Annotated in this window: 24 protein-coding genes and 1 tRNA gene; 22 read left to right on the top strand and 3 right to left on the bottom strand. The window is 66.9% G+C overall.

The features are described 5' to 3' along the window. Window positions 1-325 precede the first annotated feature (325 nt). Window positions 326-400 (bottom strand) — tRNA-Gly (locus Q5Y72_RS01720). A 158-nt stretch (window positions 401-558) separates the two neighbouring features. On the opposite strand from Q5Y72_RS01720, the gene Q5Y72_RS01715 reads away from it, so the two are divergent. Together Q5Y72_RS01715 and Q5Y72_RS01710 are read left to right on the top strand one after the other, a co-directional pair. Continuing rightward, complete coding sequence (locus tag Q5Y72_RS01715; RefSeq protein ID WP_305961684.1) at window positions 559-1,173, top strand: DUF5671 domain-containing protein; 615 nt, start codon at window positions 559-561, stop codon at window positions 1,171-1,173. Beyond that, window positions 1,166-1,576 (top strand): hypothetical protein, encoded by a 411-nt coding sequence (locus tag Q5Y72_RS01710; protein ID WP_305961683.1) that lies wholly within the window; start codon window positions 1,166-1,168, stop codon window positions 1,574-1,576. The genes Q5Y72_RS01715 and Q5Y72_RS01710 overlap by 8 nt, the downstream gene beginning before the upstream one ends. A gap of 18 nt (window positions 1,577-1,594) precedes the next feature. On the opposite strand, the gene uvrA is transcribed toward Q5Y72_RS01710, so the two are convergent. After that, on the bottom strand, window positions 1,595-4,447 hold the full coding sequence (uvrA, locus tag Q5Y72_RS01705) for an excinuclease ABC subunit UvrA (RefSeq protein ID WP_305961682.1): 2,853 nt from the start codon (window positions 4,445-4,447) through the stop codon (window positions 1,595-1,597). A gap of 269 nt (window positions 4,448-4,716) precedes the next feature. Here uvrA and Q5Y72_RS01700 point away from each other — a divergent pair, with 269 nt between their 5' ends. Beyond that, entirely contained in the window at window positions 4,717-8,151 is a 3,435-nt protein-coding gene (locus Q5Y72_RS01700) for a pyruvate carboxylase (protein ID WP_305961681.1), read from the top strand. 44 nt (window positions 8,152-8,195) lie between these two features. Here the strand turns inward: Q5Y72_RS01700 and Q5Y72_RS01695 are convergent, their stop codons facing one another. Further along, complete coding sequence (locus tag Q5Y72_RS01695; protein ID WP_305961680.1) at window positions 8,196-8,801, bottom strand: TetR/AcrR family transcriptional regulator; 606 nt, start codon at window positions 8,799-8,801, stop codon at window positions 8,196-8,198. Between the two features lie 94 nt (window positions 8,802-8,895). Here Q5Y72_RS01695 and Q5Y72_RS01690 point away from each other — a divergent pair, with 94 nt between their 5' ends. The 19 genes from Q5Y72_RS01690 to nuoK all read left to right on the top strand — a co-directional run bounded on the left by Q5Y72_RS01690 (window position 8,896) and on the right by nuoK (window position 22,139). Further along, the gene (locus tag Q5Y72_RS01690) at window positions 8,896-9,120 is read left to right on the top strand and encodes an anthrone oxygenase family protein (RefSeq protein ID WP_305961679.1); all 225 of its coding nucleotides are present in this window, start codon (window positions 8,896-8,898) and stop codon (window positions 9,118-9,120) included. Between the two features lie 29 nt (window positions 9,121-9,149). After that, window positions 9,150-9,413 carry an anthrone oxygenase family protein gene (locus Q5Y72_RS01685; protein WP_305961678.1) on the top strand — a complete coding sequence of 88 codons (264 nt, stop codon included), beginning with the start codon at window positions 9,150-9,152 and terminating at the stop codon, window positions 9,411-9,413. A gap of 159 nt (window positions 9,414-9,572) precedes the next feature. Continuing rightward, on the top strand, window positions 9,573-9,938 hold the full coding sequence (locus Q5Y72_RS01680; RefSeq protein ID WP_305961677.1) for an NADH-quinone oxidoreductase subunit A: 366 nt from the start codon (window positions 9,573-9,575) through the stop codon (window positions 9,936-9,938). After that, a complete protein-coding gene (locus Q5Y72_RS01675) occupies window positions 9,929-10,462 on the top strand; it encodes a NuoB/complex I 20 kDa subunit family protein (RefSeq protein ID WP_305961676.1) in 534 nt (177 codons plus the stop codon). The genes Q5Y72_RS01680 and Q5Y72_RS01675 overlap by 10 nt, the downstream gene beginning before the upstream one ends. 3 nt (window positions 10,463-10,465) lie before the next feature. Continuing rightward, a complete protein-coding gene (locus tag Q5Y72_RS01670; RefSeq protein WP_305961675.1) occupies window positions 10,466-11,086 on the top strand; it encodes an NADH-quinone oxidoreductase subunit C in 621 nt (206 codons plus the stop codon). Beyond that, window positions 11,086-12,327 (top strand): NADH-quinone oxidoreductase subunit D, encoded by a 1,242-nt coding sequence (locus Q5Y72_RS01665; RefSeq protein WP_305961674.1) that lies wholly within the window; start codon window positions 11,086-11,088, stop codon window positions 12,325-12,327. Before Q5Y72_RS01670 ends, Q5Y72_RS01665 begins: the two co-directional genes overlap by 1 nt. Further along, complete coding sequence (locus Q5Y72_RS01660) at window positions 12,327-12,689, top strand: hypothetical protein (RefSeq protein WP_305961673.1); 363 nt, start codon at window positions 12,327-12,329, stop codon at window positions 12,687-12,689. The genes Q5Y72_RS01665 and Q5Y72_RS01660 overlap by 1 nt, the downstream gene beginning before the upstream one ends. Next, window positions 12,689-13,609, top strand: a complete 921-nt coding sequence (nuoE, locus tag Q5Y72_RS01655; protein WP_305961672.1) for an NADH-quinone oxidoreductase subunit NuoE — start codon at window positions 12,689-12,691, stop codon at window positions 13,607-13,609. Before Q5Y72_RS01660 ends, nuoE begins: the two co-directional genes overlap by 1 nt. 74 nt (window positions 13,610-13,683) lie before the next feature. Next, on the top strand, window positions 13,684-14,334 hold the full coding sequence (locus tag Q5Y72_RS01650; protein WP_305961671.1) for a helix-hairpin-helix domain-containing protein: 651 nt from the start codon (window positions 13,684-13,686) through the stop codon (window positions 14,332-14,334). Continuing rightward, window positions 14,334-14,549 carry a DUF5337 domain-containing protein gene (locus tag Q5Y72_RS01645; RefSeq protein ID WP_305961670.1) on the top strand — a complete coding sequence of 72 codons (216 nt, stop codon included), beginning with the start codon at window positions 14,334-14,336 and terminating at the stop codon, window positions 14,547-14,549. Before Q5Y72_RS01650 ends, Q5Y72_RS01645 begins: the two co-directional genes overlap by 1 nt. A gap of 28 nt (window positions 14,550-14,577) precedes the next feature. Next, window positions 14,578-15,873 carry an NADH-quinone oxidoreductase subunit NuoF gene (gene nuoF / locus Q5Y72_RS01640; RefSeq protein WP_305961669.1) on the top strand — a complete coding sequence of 432 codons (1,296 nt, stop codon included), beginning with the start codon at window positions 14,578-14,580 and terminating at the stop codon, window positions 15,871-15,873. Between the two features lie 104 nt (window positions 15,874-15,977). Further along, window positions 15,978-16,397, top strand: a complete 420-nt coding sequence (locus Q5Y72_RS01635; protein WP_305961668.1) for a DUF5333 domain-containing protein — start codon at window positions 15,978-15,980, stop codon at window positions 16,395-16,397. Between the two features lie 12 nt (window positions 16,398-16,409). Next, window positions 16,410-18,422, top strand: a complete 2,013-nt coding sequence (gene nuoG / locus Q5Y72_RS01630) for an NADH-quinone oxidoreductase subunit NuoG (protein WP_305961667.1) — start codon at window positions 16,410-16,412, stop codon at window positions 18,420-18,422. A 5-nt stretch (window positions 18,423-18,427) separates the two neighbouring features. Then, the gene (locus Q5Y72_RS01625; protein ID WP_305961666.1) at window positions 18,428-19,204 is read left to right on the top strand and encodes a YNQ4 family lipoprotein; all 777 of its coding nucleotides are present in this window, start codon (window positions 18,428-18,430) and stop codon (window positions 19,202-19,204) included. 18 nt (window positions 19,205-19,222) lie between these two features. Beyond that, window positions 19,223-20,254, top strand: coding sequence for an NADH-quinone oxidoreductase subunit NuoH (nuoH, locus tag Q5Y72_RS01620; RefSeq protein WP_305961665.1), 1,032 nt, complete (start codon window positions 19,223-19,225; stop codon window positions 20,252-20,254). A 3-nt stretch (window positions 20,255-20,257) separates the two neighbouring features. Next, entirely contained in the window at window positions 20,258-20,749 is a 492-nt protein-coding gene (gene nuoI / locus Q5Y72_RS01615; protein ID WP_305961664.1) for an NADH-quinone oxidoreductase subunit NuoI, read from the top strand. Then, a complete protein-coding gene (locus tag Q5Y72_RS01610) occupies window positions 20,746-21,159 on the top strand; it encodes a carboxymuconolactone decarboxylase family protein (protein ID WP_305961663.1) in 414 nt (137 codons plus the stop codon). Before nuoI ends, Q5Y72_RS01610 begins: the two co-directional genes overlap by 4 nt. Next, on the top strand, window positions 21,156-21,758 hold the full coding sequence (locus Q5Y72_RS01605; RefSeq protein ID WP_305961662.1) for an NADH-quinone oxidoreductase subunit J: 603 nt from the start codon (window positions 21,156-21,158) through the stop codon (window positions 21,756-21,758). The genes Q5Y72_RS01610 and Q5Y72_RS01605 overlap by 4 nt, the downstream gene beginning before the upstream one ends. 75 nt (window positions 21,759-21,833) lie before the next feature. Continuing rightward, complete coding sequence (gene nuoK, locus Q5Y72_RS01600) at window positions 21,834-22,139, top strand: NADH-quinone oxidoreductase subunit NuoK (protein ID WP_305961661.1); 306 nt, start codon at window positions 21,834-21,836, stop codon at window positions 22,137-22,139. The last annotated feature ends 5 nt before the right edge of the window (window positions 22,140-22,144 follow it).

The raw sequence follows: 22,144 nt of genomic DNA, 5'->3' as shown, positions 1-22,144 counted from the left end.
ATCGATCCTGCGGCGCATCCGGTGCGCGCCGCTGTGGCGCCGTTGCCATGATTGTTGCTGCATCGCAGCATGAATCTTGACCCCAGCCCTGCCGGGACGCATCCTGCATCGGCGCCCGGGTCACGAGTGCGCGATGCCGGGCCGCAGGGTCCGGGGATCGGCGCGGATGTTGTGCAGGCGGTGGGTGCATCAAGCCGGGTTCTGGCCTGAGCGTTGCCAGTCAGATTTCGTTGTCGTCCTTCAGGCCAGAACCGCCGCCCGCGTCGATGCGATCCCGCGCGGCCCAACGCAAAAGGCCGGACCCGAGGGTCCGGCCTTTTGATGTTGGAGCGGGCGATGAGATTCGAACTCACGACCCTAACCTTGGCAAGGTTATGCTCTACCCCTGAGCTACGCCCGCATCCGTCCCGAGGCCGTTTCGCCTTCGGTGAGCGGTGATTTATGGGACTGCGCCGGGGGGTGCAAGGGGGAAATGCGCCCTCGCACCGATTTTTTGGCGACGATTGACAGCTGTGCGTCGCCGGGCAAATCTGCGCCGGCAACGACCGGGGACGGGTGATGACGGACACCGGCGATCTGTCGCAATTCATCCGCGCGGCGCTGGCTGCGGGACGCGAGCGCACGGCCATCGCCGAGGCGCTGGCAGAGGCCGGCTGGTCGCCGCGGGAGATCCAGGGCGGGCTGGCCGGCTGGCATGACAGCGCCGGGATGCCGCCTGTGCCGCGCGCCCGGCCCTATGTGTCGGCCCGCGAGGCCATGCTGCACGCGCTGCTGCTGGTCGCGCTGTCGGTGGTCTGCTGGTACACCGTCAATCTGGGCTTCGGGCTGATCGACGTGCTGCTGCCCGACGAGACGGCCAGCCTTCCGTGGCACGCGCGCATGCGCAGCGGGGTTGCGATCCTTGCGGCCTTCCTTCCGGCGCTGCTGGTGCTGGACAACCGGCTGGCACGGCGCTTCTCGGACGACCAGTTGCGGCGGCGGTCGCGGGCGCGGCGGGGCTTTGCCGCCGCCACCGTGCTGATCTCCGCGCTTGTGCTGCTGGGCGATCTGGCCGCGTCGATCCACGCCCTGCTTTCAGGCGACCTGACCGCGCGCTTTCTCGCCAAGGCGCTGTTGGTCGCGCTGACCGGGGTGCTGGTGCTGATCTACTACAAGGCCGATCTCGATGGCTGAGCGTCCGGGGATCTGGGGCATGCGCGGGTTGACGGTCCTGGCGCTGCTGGCGATCGCGGGCGGTCTGTGGGTGTCGGGCGGGCCGATGCAGGGTCGGGCCGAGCGGCGCGACCAGATGCGCAGCGCCGACCTGTCCGCGCTGACCGCGCAGGCCGAATGCCGCGGGACCGAGGCAGGGGCGGCGACCGCCGATCTGGGGCCGACGGCGCTGTGTCCCGAAACCCCGCGCCTTGCCGATCCGGCGACCGGGGCGCCCTATCGGATCACGGTTCTGGACCGCAACAACCTGCGACTCTGCGCCGATTTCGAGCTGCCAGCAGACAAGCGGCTTCTGGCGCATGAATGGCAACCCGGCATCGATGCCGATGGCTGCATCGTCTATCGCCTCAACCGGCCCTTCTGACCGGCCGGGCGGGCGGCCCTATTCGGCGGCGCGGATCCGCGCGGGGGCCAGCATCGGCGCCAGATAGCGGCCGGTATGGCTGGCCTCGATGCCGGCCACGGCCTCGGGGGTGCCCGTGGCCACGATCATGCCGCCGCCATCGCCGCCCTCGGGGCCGATGTCGATGATCCAGTCGGCGGTCTTGATGACATCCAGATTGTGTTCGATCACGATGACGGTGTTGCCCTCGTCGACAAGGTGGTGCAGCACCTCCAGCAGCTTGCGCACATCCTCGAAATGCAGGCCGGTTGTCGGCTCGTCGAGGATATACAGCGTTCGGCCCGTGGACCGGCGCGACAGTTCCTTGGACAGCTTGACCCGCTGCGCCTCGCCGCCCGACAGCGTCGTGGCCTGCTGACCGACCTTGATATAACCAAGGCCCACCTGCATCAGCGCATCCATCTTCTCGCGGATAGAAGGAACAGCGGCGAAGAAGGTCTGCGCATCCTCGACCGTCATGTCAAGAACATCGGCTATGCTCTTGCCCTTGAAGCGTATTTCCAGCGTCTCACGGTTGTATCGCTTGCCCTTGCAGGTTTCGCATTCGACATAGACATCGGGCAGGAAATGCATCTCGATCTTGATGACGCCATCGCCCTGGCAGGCCTCGCAGCGGCCGCCCTTGACGTTGAAGCTGAACCGTCCGGGCTTGTAGCCGCGGGCCTTCGCCTCGGGCAGGCCCGCGAACCAGTCGCGGATCGGGGTGAAGGCGCCGGTATAGGTCGCCGGGTTCGACCGCGGGGTGCGGCCGATCGGGCGCTGGTCGATGTCGATGACCTTGTCCAGGTGCTCCAGCCCCTTGATCGTCTCGCAGGGGGCCGGGGTCTGCCGCGCGCCGTTCAGGCGCAGGCTGGCAGTCTTGAACAGCGTCTCGATGGTCAGGGTGGACTTGCCGCCGCCCGACACGCCCGAGACGCAGACGAACTTGCCCAGGGGAAAGTCCGCGGTCACGGCCTTGAGGTTGTTGCCGGTGGCCCGGACCACGCTGACCTTCCTGCCGTTGCCCTTGCGCCGTTCCGCCGGCACCGCGATCTCGCGCGCGCCCGACAGGTATTGCCCGGTCAGGCTGGCCGGGTCCGCGGCGATCTGGTCGGGCGTGCCCTGGCTGACCACGGTGCCGCCGTGGACGCCCGCGCCGGGGCCCATGTCGAAGACGTAATCGGCGTGGCGGATCGCATCCTCGTCATGTTCCACCACCAGCACCGAATTGCCCTGGTCGCGCAGGTTCATCAGCGTTCGCAGCAGCCGGTCGTTGTCGCGCTGGTGCAGCCCGATCGACGGTTCGTCCAGCACATAAAGGACGCCCGTCAGCCCGCTGCCGATCTGGCTGGCCAGCCTGATCCGCTGCGATTCACCGCCCGACAGCGTGCCGGCGGCGCGCGACAGCGTCAGGTAGTTCAGCCCGACATTCACCAGGAAACCAAGGCGTTCGCGGATTTCCTTGAGGATCGCGGCGGCGATCTCGTTCTTCTGTTTCGACAGGTGGTTCGGCGCGTCCTCGACCCAGGCCAGTGCCTCCTGGATCGACAGTTGCACCACCTCGCCGACATGGCTGCCGGCGATCTTCACGGCCAGCGCCTCGGGCTTCAGACGATAGCCGTTGCAGGCGCCGCAGGGGCGGTTGTTCTGATACCGCTCGAATTCCTCGCGGACCCACTGGCTGTCCGATTCGCGCAGCCGCCGCTCCATGTTGGGGATCACGCCCTCGAAGACGCGGCTGATCTCGTAGACGCGGCCGGCATCGTCGAAGCGGAACCTGATCTCGTCCTTGCCGGACCCGCGCAGGAACATCTGCCGCACCGCGTCGGGCAGGTCCTTCCAGGGGGTCTTCTTGTCAAAGCCGTAGTGCTTGGCCAGCGCGTTGACGGTCTGGGTCAGATAGGCCGATTTCGACTTGGCCCAGGGCAGGATCGCGCCCTTGTCCACCGACAGCGCCGCGTCGGGGACGACAAGGCGTTCGTCGAAGAACAGCTCGACCCCCAGCCCGTCGCAGACCGGGCAGGCGCCGAAAGGGGCGTTGAAGCTGAACAGCCGCGGCTCGATCTCGGGGATGGTGAAGCCGCTGACCGGGCAGGCGAAATTCTCGGAGAAGGTGATGCGCTGCGGCTCGTCCTCGGCGGTTTCCAGCACGGCGATGCCGTCGGCCAGATCCAGCGCGGTGCGCAGGCTGTCGGCCAGCCGGGTTTCCAGCCCCTCGCGGACCACGATGCGGTCTACCACCACGTCGATGTCGTGGCGGAACTTCTTGTCCAGCGTCGGCGGCTCGTCCAAGTCGTGGAACGCGCCGTTGACCTTGATGCGCTGAAAGCCCTGCTTGCGCAGTTCGATGAATTCCTTGCGGTATTCGCCCTTCCGGTCGCGCACGATAGGGGCCAGCAGATAGGCTCGGCTGCCCTCGGGCATGGCCATGATGCGGTCCACCATGTCCTGCACCTGCTGCGCCTCGATCGGCAGGCCGGTCGCGGGGCTGTAGGGGGTGCCGGCGCGCGCGAACAGAAGCCGCAGGTAGTCGTAGATTTCCGTGACGGTTCCAACGGTTGATCGGGGGTTCTTCGAGGTCGTCTTCTGTTCGATGCTGATCGCCGGCGACAGGCCGGAAATGTGGTCCACATCGGGCTTGCCCATCATGTCGAGGAACTGCCGCGCATAGGCCGACAGGCTTTCGACATAGCGGCGCTGCCCCTCGGCATAGATCGTGTCGAAGGCGAGGCTGGACTTGCCGCTGCCCGACAGCCCGGTGATCACCACCAGCCTGTCGCGCGGAATGTCCATGTCCACGCCTTTCAGATTGTGCTCGCGCGCGCCGCGAACCTCGATGAACTTCTGTTCCATGAGCGAGCCTTTGACCGACCAGTGGCATCACATAGTCAGGCGGGATGAAAAAGCAACCGGAACATGTGAACATAACAGGAACTGCGCCGCAAGAGGCTGCATCGGCAGGCCGCCGACCCCACCTTGGGATGGCACGGGCAGCGCGGCTCTGGTCATTCGTGAGGCATGTTTTATCGTCCTGCCGGGTTGCGGGGCCGGGGCCGCTGCTATCGCTTGCGCTGCGGTGCGGCATCGCTAAGGATGCCGCCTGACGAACCAAGGGGGACGGCATGTTCAGCAAGATACTTGTGGCCAATCGTGGCGAGATCGCGATCCGGGTGATGCGGGCGGCCAACGAGCTTGGCAAGAAGACGGTCGCGGTGTTCGCCGAAGAGGACAAGCTGGGCCTGCACAGGTTCAAGGCAGACGAGGCCTATCGGATCGGCGAGGGGCTGGGCCCGGTGGCCGCCTATCTGTCGATCCCCGAGATCATCCGGGTTGCCAGGGAATCGGGCGCCGACGCGATCCATCCGGGCTATGGGCTGTTGTCGGAAAACCCCGATTTCGTCGATGCCTGCACAAGGGCCGGGATCACCTTCATCGGCCCCAAGGCCGAGACCATGCGCGCGCTGGGCGACAAGGCCAGTGCCCGGCGCGTGGCCATCGCGGCCGGTGTGCCGGTGATCCCCGCGACCGAGGTTCTGGGCGAGGATTTCGACGCGATCAAGGCCGAGGCCGCCGAGATCGGCTATCCGCTGATGCTGAAGGCCAGCTGGGGCGGGGGCGGGCGCGGGATGCGCCCGATCAACGGCCCCGACGAGCTGGTCGAGAAGGTCCGCGAAGGCCGCCGCGAGGCCGAGGCCGCCTTTGGCAATGGCGAGGGCTATCTGGAAAAGATGATCCTGCGCGCCCGCCATGTCGAGGTGCAGCTCTTGGGCGACACCCATGGCGGCCTGTATCACCTCTACGAACGCGACTGCACCGTGCAGCGCCGCAACCAGAAGGTCGTCGAACGCGCCCCCGCGCCCTATCTGACCGAGGAGCAGCGCGCCGAGGTCTGCGGGCTGGCGCTGAAGATCGGTCAGGCGGTCGGATACCAGAACGCCGGCACGGTCGAGTTCCTGATGGATATGGACAGCCAGCAGTTCTATTTCATCGAGGTGAACCCGCGCGTGCAGGTCGAGCATACGGTGACCGAGGAGGTCACCGGCATCGACATCGTGCAGGCCCAGATCCGGATCGCCGAGGGCGCGACGCTGGCCGAGGCCACCGGCACGCCCAGCCAGCAGGACGTGACCCTGTCGGGCCATGCGCTGCAATGCCGGGTCACCACCGAGGACCCGCAGAACAACTTCATCCCCGATTACGGGCGCATCACCGCCTATCGGTCCGCCACCGGCATGGGGATCCGCCTGGACGGCGGCACCGCCTATGCGGGGGGCGTCATCACCCGCTATTACGATTCGCTGCTGGTCAAGGTGACGGCCTGGGCGCAGACGCCCGAACAGGCCATCAAGCGGATGGACCGGGCGCTGCGCGAATTCCGGGTGCGTGGCGTCAGCACCAATATCGACTTCGTCATCAACCTGCTGAAGCACCCGACCTTCCTGAACGACACCTACACGACCAAGTTCATCGACACGACCGACGACCTGTTCACCTTCCGCAAGCGCCGCGACCGGGCCACCAAGATCCTGACCTATCTGGCCGACATCACCGTGAACGGCCATCCCGAGACGGCGGGCCGGGCCCTGCCGCCGGCGCAGGCGCGGCCTCCGGTGCCGCCCGCGCCGCTGGCCGATCCGGTCCCCGGCACCCGCAACATGCTGGAGGAGAAGGGCGCGCAGGCCGTGGCCGACTGGCTGGCCGCGCAGAACCGGGTGCTGATCACCGACACGACGATGCGCGACGGCCACCAGTCGCTGCTGGCGACGCGGATGCGCTCGATCGACATGATCCGGGTCGCGCCCAGCTATGCGGCCAACCTGCCGCAGCTGTTCAGCGTCGAATGCTGGGGCGGGGCGACCTTCGACGTGGCCTACAGGTTCCTTCAGGAATGTCCCTGGCAGCGGCTGCGCGACATCCGCAGCCACATGCCCAACCTGATGACGCAGATGCTGCTGCGGGCCAGCAACGGGGTCGGCTACACCAACTATCCCGACAATGTGGTGCAGTTCTTCGTGCGCCAGGCGGCGGAAACCGGCGTCGACGTGTTCCGGGTCTTCGACAGCCTCAACTGGGTCGAGAACATGCGCGTCGCCATGGATGCCGTGGTCGAGTCGGGCAAGATCTGCGAAGGCACGGTTTGCTATACCGGCAACATGCTGGACCCGGACCGGGCGAAATACGACCTGAAATACTATGTCGGCATGGCGCAGGACCTGAAATCGGCCGGCGCGCATATCCTGGGCCTGAAGGACATGGCCGGGCTGCTGAAACCCGCCGCCGCGCGCATCCTGATCCGCGCCCTGAAGGAAGAGGTCGGCCTGCCGGTGCATTTCCACACCCATGACACCTCGGGCATGGGCGGGGCGACGATCCTTGCCGCCGCCGAGGCGGGGGTGGATGCGGTCGACTGCGCCATGGACGCGCTGTCGGGCAACACCAGCCAGCCGACCATGGGTTCGGTGGTCGAGGCGCTGGCCGGGACCGAGCGCGACACAGGGCTGGACATCGGCGCGATCCGGGCGATCAGCAACTACTGGGAACGCGTGCGCGAGAATTACGCGGCCTTCGAATCCGGCCTGCAGGCGCCGGCCTCCGAGGTCTATCTGCACGAGATGCCGGGCGGGCAGTTCACCAATCTCAAGGCGCAGGCCCGCAGCATGGGGCTGGAGGATCGCTGGCACGAGGTGGCGCAGGCCTATGCCGACGTGAACCGGATGTTCGGCGATATCGTCAAGGTCACGCCGTCCTCCAAGGTGGTGGGCGACATGGCGCTGATGATGGTGTCGCAGAACCTGACGCCCGAGGATGTCATGAACCCCGACAAGGAGATGTCCTTCCCGGAGTCGGTCGTCGACATGATGCATGGCAATCTGGGGCAGCCGCCGGGCGGCTGGCCCGAGGCGATCCAGAAGAAGGTGCTGAAGGGCGAGACCCCGATCACCGACCGCCCCGGCGCGCATCTGGCCCCGGTCGATATCGAGGAGACGCGCGCCAGGGTCTCGGCCGAGATGGAGGGCAAGGCCGTCGATGACGAGGACCTGAACGGCTATCTGATGTATCCCAAGGTGTTCCTCGACTACATGGGCCGGCACCGCATCTATGGCCCGGTCCGCACCCTGCCGACCCGAAACTTCTTCTACGGGATGGAGCCGGGGCAGGAGATCACCGCCGAGATCGACCCCGGCAAGATCCTGGAGATCCGCCTGCAGGCCCTCAGCGAGACCGACGAGAAGGGCGAGGTGAAGGTGTTCTTCGAACTGAACGGCCAGCCGCGCAGCATCCGCGTGCCGAACCGCAAGGTCACGGGCAGCTCGGCGGCGCGTCCCAAGGCCGACCCCGCCAATCCCGCCCATCTCGGCGCGCCGATGCCCGGCGTGGTGGCCTCGGTCGGGGTCGCGGCGGGGCAGGCGGTCAAGCAGGGCGACCTGCTGCTGACCATCGAGGCGATGAAGATGGAAACCGGCATCCATGCCGATCGCGACGGCACCATCAAGGCGCTGCATGTCGGCGCCGGCCAGCAGATCGACGCCAAGGACCTGCTGATCGAGATCGAGTGACGGGCGCGGCGCGCGGCGCCGGCCGCGCGCCCCCCCGGGCCGCCTCACGCGGCGTCGCGCCCGTCCAGCAGGCGGCGCAGCCGGTCCAGCGCCTGCGCCGCCCGCGCCTGTCGCTGATCGGCGTCGGGGGGCGGGTCCAGACCGATGACCCGGCGATGCTGCAGATCGCCCACCAGCAGGTCCAGATACAGCCCCAGCGCGGCCTGCGGATCGTCAAAGCGCAGCGCGCCCCGGTCGCGCGCGGCCACCAGCACCTCGGCGATCAGCGGCCCGATCGTGCCACGCCCGGCGGCGGCGATGGCGGCGGCCAGATCGCCCCCCGGATCGGCCGCCGCCGCCCGGTTCAGCGCGATCGCGCGCGGATGGGTCAGAAGGTCGACCAGGTCCGGTCCCAGCCGGGCCAGCGTCTGCATCGGGTCGTGGCCCCGGGCGATCTGCGTCGTCAGCATCTGCCGCACCGCCTCGGCATTGCGGACTACCAGCGCGCGGAACAGCCCGGTCTTGTCGCCATACCAGCGATACAGCGTCTCGTGCGAGGCCCGCGCCTCGCGGGCGATGGCCAGCATGGTCGCGCCGGCGAATCCCCTGCGTTCCAGAACGCGATAGGCGGCGTCCTCGATCTGCTGCTGGCGTTCGGTGCGCGGCGTCATCGACTTCCCGCTGGACGGAGGGGGCTTGACCGGATCCGTAACAATCATTACGGCCTTGCGCAAGCGTAACGACAATTACGGAAATGGAGGGCGCATGCCGGTGCTGCAGAGGATCGTCGCGTTGCTGTCGCTGCTGCTGGCGGCGGCGCTGTTCGGATTCTTCTATGCCTGGGTCTGCTCGACCATGTGGGGGCTGGACCGCGCGTCGCCCGACGTCGCGATCGCCGCGATGCAGGCGATGAATACCTCGGTCCGCAACGCCGTCTTTGCGCCCGCCTTCTTCGGCAGCGGTCCGGCGCTGCTGCTGGCGGGCTGCTGATGGCCCGGTCGGGGCACGGCCGGGCGGCCATGCTCTTCGCGGCGGCGGGGGCGCTGTGCCTGTTCGGAGCCGTGCTGCCCACCCTGCTGGTCAACGTGCCGATGAACGAGGCACTGGGGCAGGTCGACCTGCCCCTGGAACCGGCCGAGGCCAGGCGGCTCTGGGGCGACTACTCGCCCCGCTGGCAGGCCTGGAACCTGCTGCGCTGCGTGGCGATGGGCGGGGCGGTCCTGCTGGCCGGGCTTGCGATTGCCGCGACGGCGCGACGCAGCGTCGCAGCCGTGGCGGGCTAGGCTTTCGCACGGCGGCGGCGGGTGGCGGAAAAGCCGCGCTTTCGTGGGTTTGCGGCGGGCCGCCGCCCGTTGACCCCGCTGGCTGTGAACGCTAAACCGGCCCTTAGCCAACCCGTCGCGGGCAGCCAGGTTTCCCGCGACCCGCAAGGGAAATCGCCCGTGGAAACTCTGTTGCAGGAATATCTGCCCATCCTCGTCTTCGCGGCGATGGCTTCGGGGCTGGCGCTGGTGCTGATACTGGCGGCCGTGGTGATCGCGGTGCGCAATCCCGACCCCGAAAAGGTCAGCGCCTATGAATGCGGCTTCAACGCCTTCGACGATGCGCGGATGAAGTTCGACGTGCGCTTCTACCTCGTGTCGATCCTGTTCATCATCTTCGACCTGGAAGTGGCATTCCTGTTCCCCTGGGCAACCAGCTTTGCCGGGCTGTCGGACGCGGCTTTCTGGTCGATGATGGTGTTTCTGGGCGTGCTGACCGTGGGCTTTGCCTATGAGTGGAAGAAAGGGGCGCTGGAATGGGCGTGATGACCGGGGCCAATACCGCGGGGGCCGACCGCGAATTCGCGACCAAGGCGCTGAACGCGGAATTGCAGGACAAGGGCTTCCTGCTGACCACGACCGAGGACATCATCAACTGGGCCCGCAACGGCAGCCTGCACTGGATGACCTTCGGGCTGGCCTGCTGCGCGGTCGAGATGATGCAAAGCTCGATGCCGCGCTATGACCTGGAACGCTTTGGCACCGCGCCGCGCGCCTCGCCGCGCCAGTCGGACCTGATGATCGTCGCGGGCACCCTGACCAACAAGATGGCGCCGGCGCTGCGCAAGGTCTATGACCAGATGCCCGAGCCGCGCTATGTCATCAGCATGGGCAGTTGCGCCAATGGCGGCGGCTATTACCATTACAGCTATTCGGTGGTGCGCGGCTGCGACCGCATCGTCCCGGTGGACATCTATGTCCCCGGCTGCCCGCCCACGGCCGAGGCGCTGCTGTATGGCATCCTGCAACTTCAGCGCCGGATCCGGCGCACCGGCACGCTGGTGAGGTGATCCATGGCCCTCTATCCCGATCTCGACGCGCTTGAGCAACTGGCCGAGCATATCAAGCTGCGCCGCAGCGCCGAGGTGCTGGACGCCGAGGTGGCCTTTGGCGACCTGACCGTCACCTCGACGCTCAGCGGCGTGCTGGACCTGATCGAGTTCCTGCGCACCGACAGTTCCTGCCGCTTCTCGACGCTGGTTGACATCACCGCGATCGACTATCCGCAGCGCCCGCAGCGGTTCGACATGGTGTGGCATTTCCTGTCGATGTACCAGAACCACCGCATCCGCGTGAAGGTAAGCCTGCGCGAGGACGAGCTGGTGCCTTCGCTGGTCAAGATCCATCCCGCCGCCAACTGGTTCGAGCGCGAGATCTTCGACATGTTCGGCATCCTGTTCTCGGGCCATCCCGACCTGCGGCGGCTGCTGACCGATTACGGCTTCCGCGGCCATCCGCTGCGCAAGGATTTCCCGACCACCGGCTATGTCGAGGTTCGCTATGACGAATCCGAAAAGCGCGTGGTCTACGAGCCGGTGAACCTGACCCAGGAATATCGCCAGTTCGATTTCCTCTCGCCATGGGAGGGCGCGAAATACGTCCTGCCCGGCGACGAGAAGCAGGGGGCAAAGTGATGGACGGCGACATCCGCACCAACAGCTATGACGACGGCAGCGCCGACATGCTGACCGGCGAACAGCGCATCCGCAACTTCAACATCAACTTCGGCCCGCAACATCCCGCCGCGCATGGCGTCTTGCGGATGGTGCTTGAACTGGACGGCGAGATCGTCGAACGCGCCGACCCGCATATCGGGTTGCTGCATCGCGGCACCGAGAAGCTGATGGAAAGCCGCACCTATCTGCAGAACCTGCCCTATTTCGACCGGCTGGACTATGTCGCGCCGATGAACCAGGAACATGCCTGGTGTCTGGCCATCGAGAAGCTGACCGGCACGGTGGTTCCGCGCCGCGCCAGCCTGATCCGGGTGCTGTATTCCGAGATCGGGCGCATCCTGAACCACCTGCTGAACGTGACCACGCAAGCCATGGATGTGGGCGCGCTGACGCCCCCGCTATGGGGCTTCGAGGAACGCGAAAAGCTGATGGTGTTCTACGAACGCGCCTGCGGCGCGCGCCTGCACAGCGCCTATTTCCGTCCCGGTGGCGTCCATCAGGACCTGCCGCCCGACCTGCTGGACGACATCGAGGCATGGTGCGACCCGTTCCTGAAGGTCGTCGACGACCTGGACGGGCTGCTGACCGAAAACCGCATCTTCAAGCAGCGCAATGTCGATATCGGCATCGTGCGCGAACAGGATGCGCTGGAATGGGGCTATTCGGGCGTGATGGTCCGCGGGTCGGGCATGGCCTGGGACCTGCGCCGCGCGCAGCCCTATGAATGCTATGACGAATTCGACTTCCAGATCCCGGTCGGCAAGAATGGCGACTGCTATGACCGCTATCTGTGCCGCATGGAGGAGATGCGCCAGTCGGTGATCATCATGCGCCAGGCCATCGCCAAGCTGTGCGAGCCGGGCGGGCAGGGTGACGTGCTGGCCCGCGGCAAGCTGGCCCCGCCGAGGCGCGCCGAGATGAAGCGCGACATGGAAAGCCTGATCCACCACTTCAAGCTGTATACCGAGGGCTTCCACGTCCCGGCGGGCGAGGTCTATGCCGCGGTCGAGGCGCCCAAGGGCGAATTCGGCGTCTATCTGGTCAGCGACGGCACCAACAAGCCCTATCGCAGCAAGATCCGCGCGCCGGGCTTCCTGCACCTGCAATCCATCGACTGGATGGCCAAGGGCCACATGCTGGCCGACGTGTCCGCCATCATCGGCACCATGGACATCGTGTTCGGCGAGGTGGACCGGTGATGCCCGACGCTCGGACCATGCTGGCGGCGATTGCAGCAGCGATCGTGCTGCCGTTTTCTCCGGCGCCTGCACATGCGGCGGACGTCCCGGATTTCGACAGAGCGTTTCTCGACTACCTTTACGCAAATGATTGCGCCGCGACGGTGGGCGATCTGACCGACCTTCATGCGCAACTTGTCCGCGATCACAAGATCAGGCGTCCTGCTGACGCCCGTCTGGTCGTCCTTGGTTTCGCCGCAAGCGATGTCCTTGAACCCGGGGCGTCTTTCACGATTGGTGATGGTCCGGCCTCGATAACCAACGTCGATTTCATCCGCCCCGAGGTGGCAGTTCGCCTCACGAATACCAAGGGATGCCCCTGATGCTGCGCCGCCTTTCCCCCGTCCAGCCCGACAGCTTCGAGTTTACGCCCGCCAATCTGGACTGGGCGCGGGCGCAAATGACCAAATACCCGGAAGGCCGCCAGCAATCGGCGATCATCCCGGTGTTGTGGCGCGCGCAGGAACAGGAGGGCTGGCTGTCGCGTCCGGCGATCGAAGCCTGTGCGAACCTGCTGGGGATGCCCTATATCCGGGCGCTGGAAGTGGCCACATTCTACTTCATGTTCCAGCTGCAACCCGTTGGTTCGGTGGCGAACATCCAGATCTGCGGCACCACCTCCTGCATGATCTGCGGGGCCGAGGCGCTGATCGAGGTCTGCAAGCGCAAGATCGCACCGTCGCCGCATACGGTGTCGACCGACGGCAAGTTCAGCTGGGAAGAGGTCGAATGCCTCGGCGCCTGCTCGAACGCGCCGATGGCGCAGATCGGCAAGGATTATTACGAGGACCTGACGCCCGAAAAGCTTGAAGCCCTGATCGACGCCCTCTCGGCCGGCCAGGTGCCGCTGCCGGGGCCGCAGAATGGCCGCTTTTCGTCCGAACCCGCCGGCGGGCTGACCAGCCTGACCGGGCTGAAGGGGCAGGGCGATGGGTTGAACGCCAGCGCCCGCCTGGCGCGCGATCTGGGCGAGACGGTGCGGCGCATCGACGGGACCGAGGTGCCGATCCTGACCAAATGGCTGCGCCGCGAACAGCCGCAGGCCGCAAGCGACGACCAGAGCGGCGTCGACACCGCGCCCGAGATCGAGCCGCGCCCGGCTGCCGACGCGCCCGCCGACGATACCGGCGTGACCGAGCAGGAGGCGCAGGCAGCCTCGGCCGGTCGCCCGCCTTCGGCGCGCGAACCGGATGGCGCGCGCAGGGACGAAGCCGACGCCGCCACCAGGGACGACGCAAGCTAGGACCGCCACGCCACCACAGACCGAAACAGGGACCCCGCGACATGCCCACCGCGACAAGCACCAGAACCTGTTGGATGGCCGCCGCCGTGCTGGGCGTTCTGGTCTGGCTGCTGACGGCCGGGATCGGCCCGATGCGCTGGTTCGAGGGGCTGGTGCTGGCGGCCGTCGCGACGGCCCTGCTGGGCGCGTTCCTGATCTGGCTGCTGTGCCGCGGCGAGGCGGCGCAGGACGGCTCGCACTGGCAGCCGGCCGAACCCGCCCCTCCTTCGCCGACGATGCCGTTGCAGGCCGCGTCCGCATCGGCCCTGCCGGTCGCCGCGCTGCCTGCGGCCGATGATCCGGTCGGCGCCGGTGATGCGGCCGTTGCGCCGTCGGGCGATGCGGTGGCGGGTGGCGAGACGGCGGCGCGTCCCAGATCGACCCGCAACGACATCTATGGCGGCGGCGCCGGCCGGCAGGCCGGCACCGCGCCTGACGCGGCCGACGACCTGAAGAAGATCAAGGGCGTCGGCCCCAAGCTCGAGGAGGTTCTGCATCAGCACGGCATCAGCCGCTTTGCGCAGATCGCCGGCTGGGACGATGCCGAGATCGACCGCATGGCCGAGGCGATCGGGCGGATGGGCGGGCGGATCCGCAGCGATGACTGGGTGGGCCAGGCGCGCATCCTTGCGGCGGGCGGCGAAACCGAGTTCTCGGGTCGCGTCGAGGACGGAGAGGTCTATTGATGGCGCGCCCCGCCGATCGCGACGCCGCGCAGATGCGGCTTGCCGCCGTGGTGATCGCGGTCGCGATGCTGGCCTGGATCGGCGTGCAATGGCTGGGTGCCCGGCATGGCTGGGCGGCGAAATGGGCCTATCTGGCCGACCTGGCCGCGATTGGTGCTTTTGTCTGGTCGCTGCTGGTGACCTGGCGTATCTGGCGGCGCAGGAATGGCGCGTAGCGCCGCGATGAAGAGGAATGATGGCTAGATGCTGAAAGACCAGGATCGGATTTTCACGAACCTCTACGGCATGGGCGATCGCAGTCTGGCCGGGGCGAAGGCACGCGGGCACTGGGACGGCACCGCTGCCATCATCGCGCGCGGCCGCGACAGGATCATCGACGAGATGAAGGCCTCGGGGCTGCGCGGCCGGGGCGGGGCGGGCTTTCCGACCGGGCTGAAATGGTCGTTCATGCCCAAGGAATCCGACGGCCGCCCGTCCTACCTGGTCATCAACGCCGACGAATCCGAACCGGCGACCTGCAAGGACCGCGAGATCATGCGCCATGATCCGCACACGCTGATCGAAGGCGCGCTGATCGCCAGCTTCGCGATGAACGCCCATGCGTGCTACATCTACCTGCGCGGCGAATACATCCGCGAGCGCGAGGCCCTGCAGGCGGCGATCGACGCCTGCTATGACGACGGGCTGCTGGGCGCGAACGCGGCGGGATCGGGCTGGGATTTCGACCTCTACCTGCATCACGGCGCCGGGGCCTATATCTGCGGCGAGGAAACCGCGCTGCTGGAAAGCCTGGAAGGCAAGAAGGGCATGCCGCGGATGAAGCCGCCCTTCCCTGCGGGCGCGGGGCTCTATGGCTGCCCGACCACGGTGAACAACGTCGAATCGATCGCCGTGGTGCCGACCATCCTGCGCCGCGGCGCGGAATGGTTCGCGGGCTTCGGACGCCCCAACAATGCCGGCGTCAAGCTGTTCGGCCTGACCGGCCATGTGAACAGCCCCTGCGTGGTCGAGGAGGCCATGTCGATCAGCATGAAGGAACTGATCGAGAAGCATGGCGGCGGCATCCGCGGCGGCTGGAAGAACCTCAAGGCGGTGATCCCCGGCGGCGCGTCCTGCCCGATCCTGACGGCGGAACAGTGCGAAAACGCGATCATGGATTATGACGGCATGCGCGAGCTGAAATCCAGCTTCGGCACCGCCTGCATGATCGTGATGGACAAGGACACCGACGTCATCAAGGCGGTGTGGCGGCTGTCGAAATTCTTCAAGCATGAAAGCTGCGGGCAATGCACGCCCTGCCGCGAGGGCACCGGCTGGATGATGCGGGTGATGGAGCGGCTGGTGACCGGCCAGGCCGAGGTCGAGGAGATCGACATGCTGCTGGACGTGACCAAGCAGGTCGAGGGTCACACGATCTGCGCGCTTGGCGACGCCGCCGCATGGCCGATCCAGGGCCTGATCCGCAATTTCCGCGACGAGATCGAGGACCGGATCAAGGCGAAGCGCACCGGGCGCACCGGCGCGCTGGCGGCGGAATGATCGCGGCGGCGGCATATGCTCACGCCCGGCGCACGGGGTCGTGTGGGGTCAGGCAGTGCGCGTCCTGCTATGCCGGGCGGCATCGCAGAACGGAGAGACGCCCGATGACCCCAATTGCACGCCGCCGCATGGTCGCGGCCCTTGCCGCCACCATTACCCTTGCCGCGACCCCGGCCCTGGCGCTGGAACCGCTGAGCCAGGAGAAATACATCAACGACCGCCTGGTGGCCGCCCGCGTCGCCGACCGGATCCGGCGGGAATGTCCCTCGATCGAGGGGCGCGTCGTCTATGCCTTCATGAAGGCGCGCGAATTGAAGGCCTATGCCCGCGGCAAGGGCTATTCCGAGGCCGAGATCGAGGCCTTTCTGGACAGCCGCGCCGACAAGGACCGCATCTATGCCGTGGCCGAGGACTACATGGCCCGCAAGGGTGTCGCGGCGGGCGACGCCGAAAGCTTCTGCCGCCTCGGGCGGGACGAAATCGCACGGAACACGGTCACCGGATCGCTTCTGAGTGCCAGGTAAGGAAATGCAGTGATGGCCGATTTGCGGACAATCAAGATCGACGGGATCGAAGTCGCGGTGGACCCCAACCTGACCCTGATCCAGGCCTGCGAACAGGCCGGGGTCGAGATCCCGCGCTTTTGCTATCACGAAAGGCTGTCGATCGCCGGCAACTGCCGGATGTGCCTCGTCGAGGTCGTGGGGGGCCCGCCCAAGCCCGCCGCAAGCTGCGCCATGCAGGTCAAGGACCTGCGGCTCGGGCCGGAAGGCGCGCCCTCCGAGATCCGCACCAACAGCCCGATGGTCAAGAAGGCCCGCGAGGGCGTGATGGAGTTCCTGCTGATCAACCACCCGTTGGACTGCCCGATCTGCGACCAGGGCGGCGAATGCGACCTGCAGGATCAGGCGATGGCCTACGGCGTCGATTTCAGCCGCTATCGCGAGCCCAAGCGCGCCTCGGAAGAGCTGAACCTCGGCCCGCTGGTCGAGACCCACATGACCCGCTGCATTTCATGCACACGCTGCGTGCGCTTCACGACCGAGGTCGCGGGCATCACCCAGATGGGCCAGACCGGCCGCGGCGAGGACAGCGAGATCACCAGCTATCTGAACCAGACGCTGGCCTCGAACCTGCAGGGCAACATCATCGATCTGTGCCCGGTCGGCGCGCTGGTGTCCAAGCCCTATGCCTTCACCGCCCGCCCGTGGGAACTGACCAAGACCGAGACGATCGACGTGATGGACGCCCTCGGCAGCGCGATCCGCGTGGACACCAAGGGCCGCGAGGTGATGCGCATCCTGCCGCGCAACCATGACGGCGTGAACGAGGAATGGATCAGCGACAAGACGCGGTTCGTCTGGGACGGGCTGCGCCGCCAGCGGCTCGACCGGCCCTATATCCGCGAGAACGGCAAGCTGCGCCCGGCCAGCTGGCCCGAGGCGCTGACCGCCGCGGCCCGGGCCATGCAGGGCCGCAAGGTCGCCGGACTGGTCGGCGACCTGGCCTCGACCGAGGCGGCCTTCAGCCTCAAGACACTGGTCGAGGGGCTTGGCGGCACGGTCGAGTGCCGGACCGACGGGGCGCGGCTGCCGGCCGGCAACCGCGGCGCCTATGTCGGCACCGCGACGATCGCCGATATCGACAGCGCGCGGCGCATCCTGCTGATCGGCACCAATCCGCGCGACGAGGCGCCGGTGCTGAACGCCCGCATCCGCCGCGCCTGGGCACGCGGCGCGCAGGTCGCGCTGATCGGCGAGGCGGTCGATCTGACCTATGATTACCACCAGCACGGCACCGACCGCACCGCGCTTTCGGGACTGCTGGATCAGGACATCGCGGGCGACACCCCCGGCATCGTCATCGTCGGGCAGGGTGCCCTGCGCGAGGCCGATGGCGCGGCGGTGCTGGCCACGGCCGCGGCGGTTGCCGAGAAGGCGGGCTGCAAGCTGATGATCCTGCACACCGCCGCCAGCAGGGTCGGCGCGATGGATGTGGGCGCGGTGACGGAGGGTGGCCTGCCCGCCGCGATGGAGGGGGCCGAGGTCGTCTTCAACCTCGGCGCCGACGAGGTCGAGATCGCCGCCGGCCCGACCGTCATCTATCAGGGCAGCCATGGCGACCGCGGCGCGCATCGCGCCGACATCATCCTGCCCGGCGCCGCCTATACCGAGGAACACGGGCTGTTCGTGAACACCGAGGGCCGCCCGCAACTGGCCATGCGCGCCAATTTCGCGCCCGGCGAGGCCAAGGAAAACTGGGCCATCCTGCGCGCGCTGTCGGCCGAACTGGGCCACACGCTGCCCTGGGACAGCCTGGCGCAGCTGCGCCGCGCGATGGTCGAGGCGGTGCCGCATCTGGCGCGCATCGACGAGGTGGCGCAGAACGAGGCGCAGCCGCTGGAGATGGCCGGGATGGGGCGGGCCAGCTTTGTCTACCCGGTTCGCGACTTCTACCTGACCAACGCGATCGCACGCAGTTCGCCGCTGATGGCGGAGCTGTCGCGCATGGCGGCGGCGCGCGGCGCGACCGCCATGGCGGCGGAGTAGCGCGGATGCGTCGGTCCCTTCCCCTTTCCCTTCGCCCCGGCCTCTGCGCCGCCTCTGCGGCGACGCTGCTGCTGGCCGGCTGTTTCGGCGGCGGCGCCGATGACGGCCGCCCGCGCCCCAAGCCCGACCAGCTGAATGCGCGCGTGGTCACCGCTGATCGCGGCGCGGGCAAGGCGCCGCTGACGCGGGCGCGGATCTCGACCAAGTCGGGCGAGATCCTGATCCTCGAAGCCGATGGCAGCGTCACCACGATGGATCTCGACAGCCCGGCCGGGCAGGATGCCTTCGCGGTCAGCGAGGCCGACCTCCTGGCGCTGAACGCCAATCTCGACATCGACCTGTCGGGCGTCGTGGCCCCCAACCTGCCGCGCCGCCCCACCGCGCAGGAAAAGGCGCTGGAAGAATTCGCCAAGCGGACCCAGCCCGCCCTGCCCGAATGGAAGAAGGGCACCGAACTGGCGGCCGAGGACTTCATCGGCGCGCGGGTCGTGACGCTGAACAAGGGCGGGCGCGGCGATCTGGTCGAGGTGACGGCAAATCTGCGCGAAGGGGTGGACGCCGATATCGCCTTTTCGTATGCCACCTGCGCACTGGCCGGTTGGGCGAAGTCGGAAGGCGCAAGATATGGCCGTCATATCCGCACCTTGCAGCAGGAACGCAACGGCAAGCTGCTGATCGGGGCGGCCTTCACGATCTCGGATGACAAGCCGCTCGGGCTGCGGGTCATGGAAACGAATGAGACCTTGCGCGAATGCAAGGCACGCGGCATTCCCGCGGCTTAGGCAAGAGGGACGGGCGTCATGGACGGTTTTTGGGCATCTTCCTGGGGCATCGCCATCATCCTGCTGGCGCAGGGGCTGGCGCTGATCGCCTTCGTGATGCTGTCGCTGATCTATCTTGTCTATGGCGACCGCAAGGTCTGGGCGGCCGTGCAGATGCGCCGCGGCCCGAACGTGGTCGGTCCCTGGGGGTTGCTGCAGACCTTTGCCGACGCGCTGAAATACGTCGTCAAGGAAATCGTCGTCCCGGCGGGCGCGGACAAGTTCGTGTTCTTCCTGGCGCCGTTCCTGTCGATGACGCTGGCGCTGCTGGCCTTCGTGGCGATCCCCTTCGCGCCGGGCTGGGTGATGGCCGACATCAATGTGGGCATCCTGTTCATCTTCGCCGTCTCCTCGCTGGAGGTCTATGGCGTCATCATGGGCGGCTGGGCCTCGAACTCGAAATATCCCTTCCTCGGATCGCTGCGCTCGGCCGCGCAGATGATTTCCTACGAGGTCAGCCTGGGCCTCATCATCATCGGCATCATCATCTCGGCCGGGTCGATGAACCTGACCGCCATCGTCGAGGCGCAGCGCGGCATGGGCCTGCTGTCCTGGTTCTGGCTTCCGCATCTGCCGATGCTGGTGCTGTTCTTCGTCAGCGCCCTGGCCGAGACGAACCGCCCGCCCTTCGACCTGCCCGAGGCGGAATCGGAACTGGTCGCGGGCTTCATGGTGGAATACTCGTCCACCCCCTACCTGCTGTTCATGGCCGGCGAATACATCGCCATGTGGCTGATGTGTGCGCTGATCAGCCTGCTGTTCTTCGGCGGCTGGCTGTCGCCGATCCCGGGCATCCCCGACGGGGCGCTGTGGATGTTCGTGAAGATGGTGTTCTGGTTCTTCATGTTCGCCATGGTGAAGGCGATCGTGCCGCGCTATCGCTATGACCAGCTGATGCGTGTCGGCTGGAAGGTGTTCCTGCCGCTGTCGCTTGGCTGGGTGGTGATCGTGGCGTTCCTTGCGAAATTCGGTGTGCTTGGCGGGTTCTGGGCCCGCTGGGCGGGAGTGTAGGATATGGCGTTCGATATCGCGCGGGCCACCAAGTATTTCCTGATGATGGATTTCATCAAGGGCTTCGGGCTGGGCATGAAATACTTCTTCGCGCCCAAGGCGACGCTGAACTATCCCCATGAAAAGGGGCCGCTGTCGCCGCGGTTCCGGGGCGAACACGCGCTGCGGCGCTATCCCAATGGCGAGGAACGCTGCATCGCGTGCAAGCTGTGCGAGGCGATCTGCCCGGCGCAGGCGATCACCATCGACGCCGAGCCGCGCGAGGACGGCTCGCGCCGCACCACCCGCTATGACATCGACATGACCAAATGCATCTATTGCGGCTTCTGCCAGGAGGCCTGCCCGGTCGATGCCATCGTCGAGGGGCCGAACTTCGAATTCGCCACCGAGACGCGCGAGGAGCTGTTCTACGACAAGCAGAAGCTGCTGGACAACGGCGCCCGCTGGGAGGCCGAGATCGCCCGCAACCTCGCCATCGACGCGCCCTACAGATGACCGACGCCTTCCAGAAGCTGTTCCAGCAGATGCTGCAATCCGGGCAGGAGATGGCGCGTGCCTTCAACCCGGCGCTGGAGCATGTCGATACCAAGGCCTTCGAGAGGCTGTTCCCGACCATGCCGTCGGACATGCTGGAAATGTGGTTCGGCAAGACCTTCAACCGCGACGGGCTGGACGCGCGGACCCGGCTGCTGGTGACCATCGCCGCGATGACCGTGCAGGGCGCCCATGCCGAGCCGCAGCTGCGGCTGACCATCCGCCACGCCATCGAGGCGGGCGCCACCCCGCGCGAGGTGGCCGAGGTGATCTACCAGATGGGCATGTTCGGCGGGCTTCCGGCGATGCAGAAGGCGCTGGAGATCGCGCAGGGCGTATTCACCGAAACCGAAGGGAAGGGGACCGAATGATCACCTTTGCATTCTACCTGTTCGCGGCCTCGGTCTGCATCGCGGGCTTCATGGTCGTGCTGGCCCGCAACCCGGTGCATTCGGTGCTGTGGCTGATCCTGGCCTTCCTGTCGGCGGCGGGCCTCTTCGTGCTGCAGGGGGCGGAGTTCGTCGCGATGCTGCTGGTCATCGTCTATGTCGGCGCCGTGGCGGTCCTGTTCCTGTTCGTGGTGATGATGCTGGATGTCGACTTCGCCGAGCTGAAGGGCGAATTCGCGCGCTATCTGCCGCTGGGCGGGCTGATTGCGCTGGTGCTGCTGGCGCAGCTGGCAATCGGCTTTGGCGCCTGGGAAAGCGCCGAGCAGGCGCCGGGCCTTCGCGCCGTGCCGGTCGGCGCCGAGATCGCGAATACCAACGCCATCGGCGCGGTGCTGTATGACCGCTATCTGCTGCCCTTCCAGCTGGCCGGGCTGATCCTGCTGGTCGCGATGATCGGGGCGATCACCCTGACGATGCGCCACCGCAAGGATGTCAAGCGCCAGGACGTGCTGACGCAGATGTATCGCGACCCGGCCAAGGCGATGGAGCTGCGCGACGTCAAGCCGGGGCAGGGCCTCTAGAACAGCCGGCCCGCCGGCCTCGGGCCGGCGCCGCGCGGAATTGCAACGGGTGAAAGACCCGAAGGGACAGAAACGATGATCGGATTGACACATTACCTGGTCGTGGGGGCGATATTGTTCGTCGCCGGCGTGTTCGGCATCTTCGTGAACCGCAAGAACGTCATCGTCATCCTGATGTCGATCGAACTGATGCTGCTGGCCGTCAACATCAACTTCGTCGCCTTCTCGGCGCATCTGGGCGATCTGGCCGGGCAGGTCTTCACCATGTTCATCCTGACCGTCGCCGCCGCCGAGGCCGCCATCGGCCTGGCGATCCTGGTGGTGTTCTTCCGCAACCGCGGCACCATCGCGGTCGAAGACGTCAACGTGATGAAGGGGTAAGGGAA

Origin of the sequence: Paracoccus spongiarum (assembly GCF_030732095.1) — a bacterium.
GTDB lineage: Bacteria > Pseudomonadota > Alphaproteobacteria > Rhodobacterales > Rhodobacteraceae > Paracoccus > Paracoccus spongiarum.
This window is presented reverse-complemented; position numbering and strand designations above follow the sequence as displayed.

Coding starts and splice junctions, on each gene's coding strand:
- Q5Y72_RS01715 (WP_305961684.1), top strand. CDS start 559: ATGACGGACACCGGCGATCTGTCGCAATTCATCCGCGCGGCGCTGGCT.
- Q5Y72_RS01710 (WP_305961683.1), top strand. CDS start 1,166: ATGGCTGAGCGTCCGGGGATCTGGGGCATGCGCGGGTTGACGGTCCTG.
- uvrA (WP_305961682.1), bottom strand. CDS start 4,447: ATGGAACAGAAGTTCATCGAGGTTCGCGGCGCGCGCGAGCACAATCTG.
- Q5Y72_RS01700 (WP_305961681.1), top strand. CDS start 4,717: ATGTTCAGCAAGATACTTGTGGCCAATCGTGGCGAGATCGCGATCCGG.
- Q5Y72_RS01695 (WP_305961680.1), bottom strand. CDS start 8,801: ATGACGCCGCGCACCGAACGCCAGCAGCAGATCGAGGACGCCGCCTAT.
- Q5Y72_RS01690 (WP_305961679.1), top strand. CDS start 8,896: ATGCCGGTGCTGCAGAGGATCGTCGCGTTGCTGTCGCTGCTGCTGGCG.
- Q5Y72_RS01685 (WP_305961678.1), top strand. CDS start 9,150: ATGCTCTTCGCGGCGGCGGGGGCGCTGTGCCTGTTCGGAGCCGTGCTG.
- Q5Y72_RS01675 (WP_305961676.1), top strand. CDS start 9,929: ATGGGCGTGATGACCGGGGCCAATACCGCGGGGGCCGACCGCGAATTC.
- Q5Y72_RS01670 (WP_305961675.1), top strand. CDS start 10,466: ATGGCCCTCTATCCCGATCTCGACGCGCTTGAGCAACTGGCCGAGCAT.
- Q5Y72_RS01665 (WP_305961674.1), top strand. CDS start 11,086: ATGGACGGCGACATCCGCACCAACAGCTATGACGACGGCAGCGCCGAC.
- Q5Y72_RS01660 (WP_305961673.1), top strand. CDS start 12,327: ATGCCCGACGCTCGGACCATGCTGGCGGCGATTGCAGCAGCGATCGTG.
- nuoE (WP_305961672.1), top strand. CDS start 12,689: ATGCTGCGCCGCCTTTCCCCCGTCCAGCCCGACAGCTTCGAGTTTACG.
- Q5Y72_RS01650 (WP_305961671.1), top strand. CDS start 13,684: ATGGCCGCCGCCGTGCTGGGCGTTCTGGTCTGGCTGCTGACGGCCGGG.
- Q5Y72_RS01645 (WP_305961670.1), top strand. CDS start 14,334: ATGGCGCGCCCCGCCGATCGCGACGCCGCGCAGATGCGGCTTGCCGCC.
- nuoF (WP_305961669.1), top strand. CDS start 14,578: ATGCTGAAAGACCAGGATCGGATTTTCACGAACCTCTACGGCATGGGC.
- Q5Y72_RS01635 (WP_305961668.1), top strand. CDS start 15,978: ATGACCCCAATTGCACGCCGCCGCATGGTCGCGGCCCTTGCCGCCACC.
- nuoG (WP_305961667.1), top strand. CDS start 16,410: ATGGCCGATTTGCGGACAATCAAGATCGACGGGATCGAAGTCGCGGTG.
- Q5Y72_RS01625 (WP_305961666.1), top strand. CDS start 18,428: ATGCGTCGGTCCCTTCCCCTTTCCCTTCGCCCCGGCCTCTGCGCCGCC.
- nuoH (WP_305961665.1), top strand. CDS start 19,223: ATGGACGGTTTTTGGGCATCTTCCTGGGGCATCGCCATCATCCTGCTG.
- nuoI (WP_305961664.1), top strand. CDS start 20,258: ATGGCGTTCGATATCGCGCGGGCCACCAAGTATTTCCTGATGATGGAT.
- Q5Y72_RS01610 (WP_305961663.1), top strand. CDS start 20,746: ATGACCGACGCCTTCCAGAAGCTGTTCCAGCAGATGCTGCAATCCGGG.
- Q5Y72_RS01605 (WP_305961662.1), top strand. CDS start 21,156: ATGATCACCTTTGCATTCTACCTGTTCGCGGCCTCGGTCTGCATCGCG.
- nuoK (WP_305961661.1), top strand. CDS start 21,834: ATGATCGGATTGACACATTACCTGGTCGTGGGGGCGATATTGTTCGTC.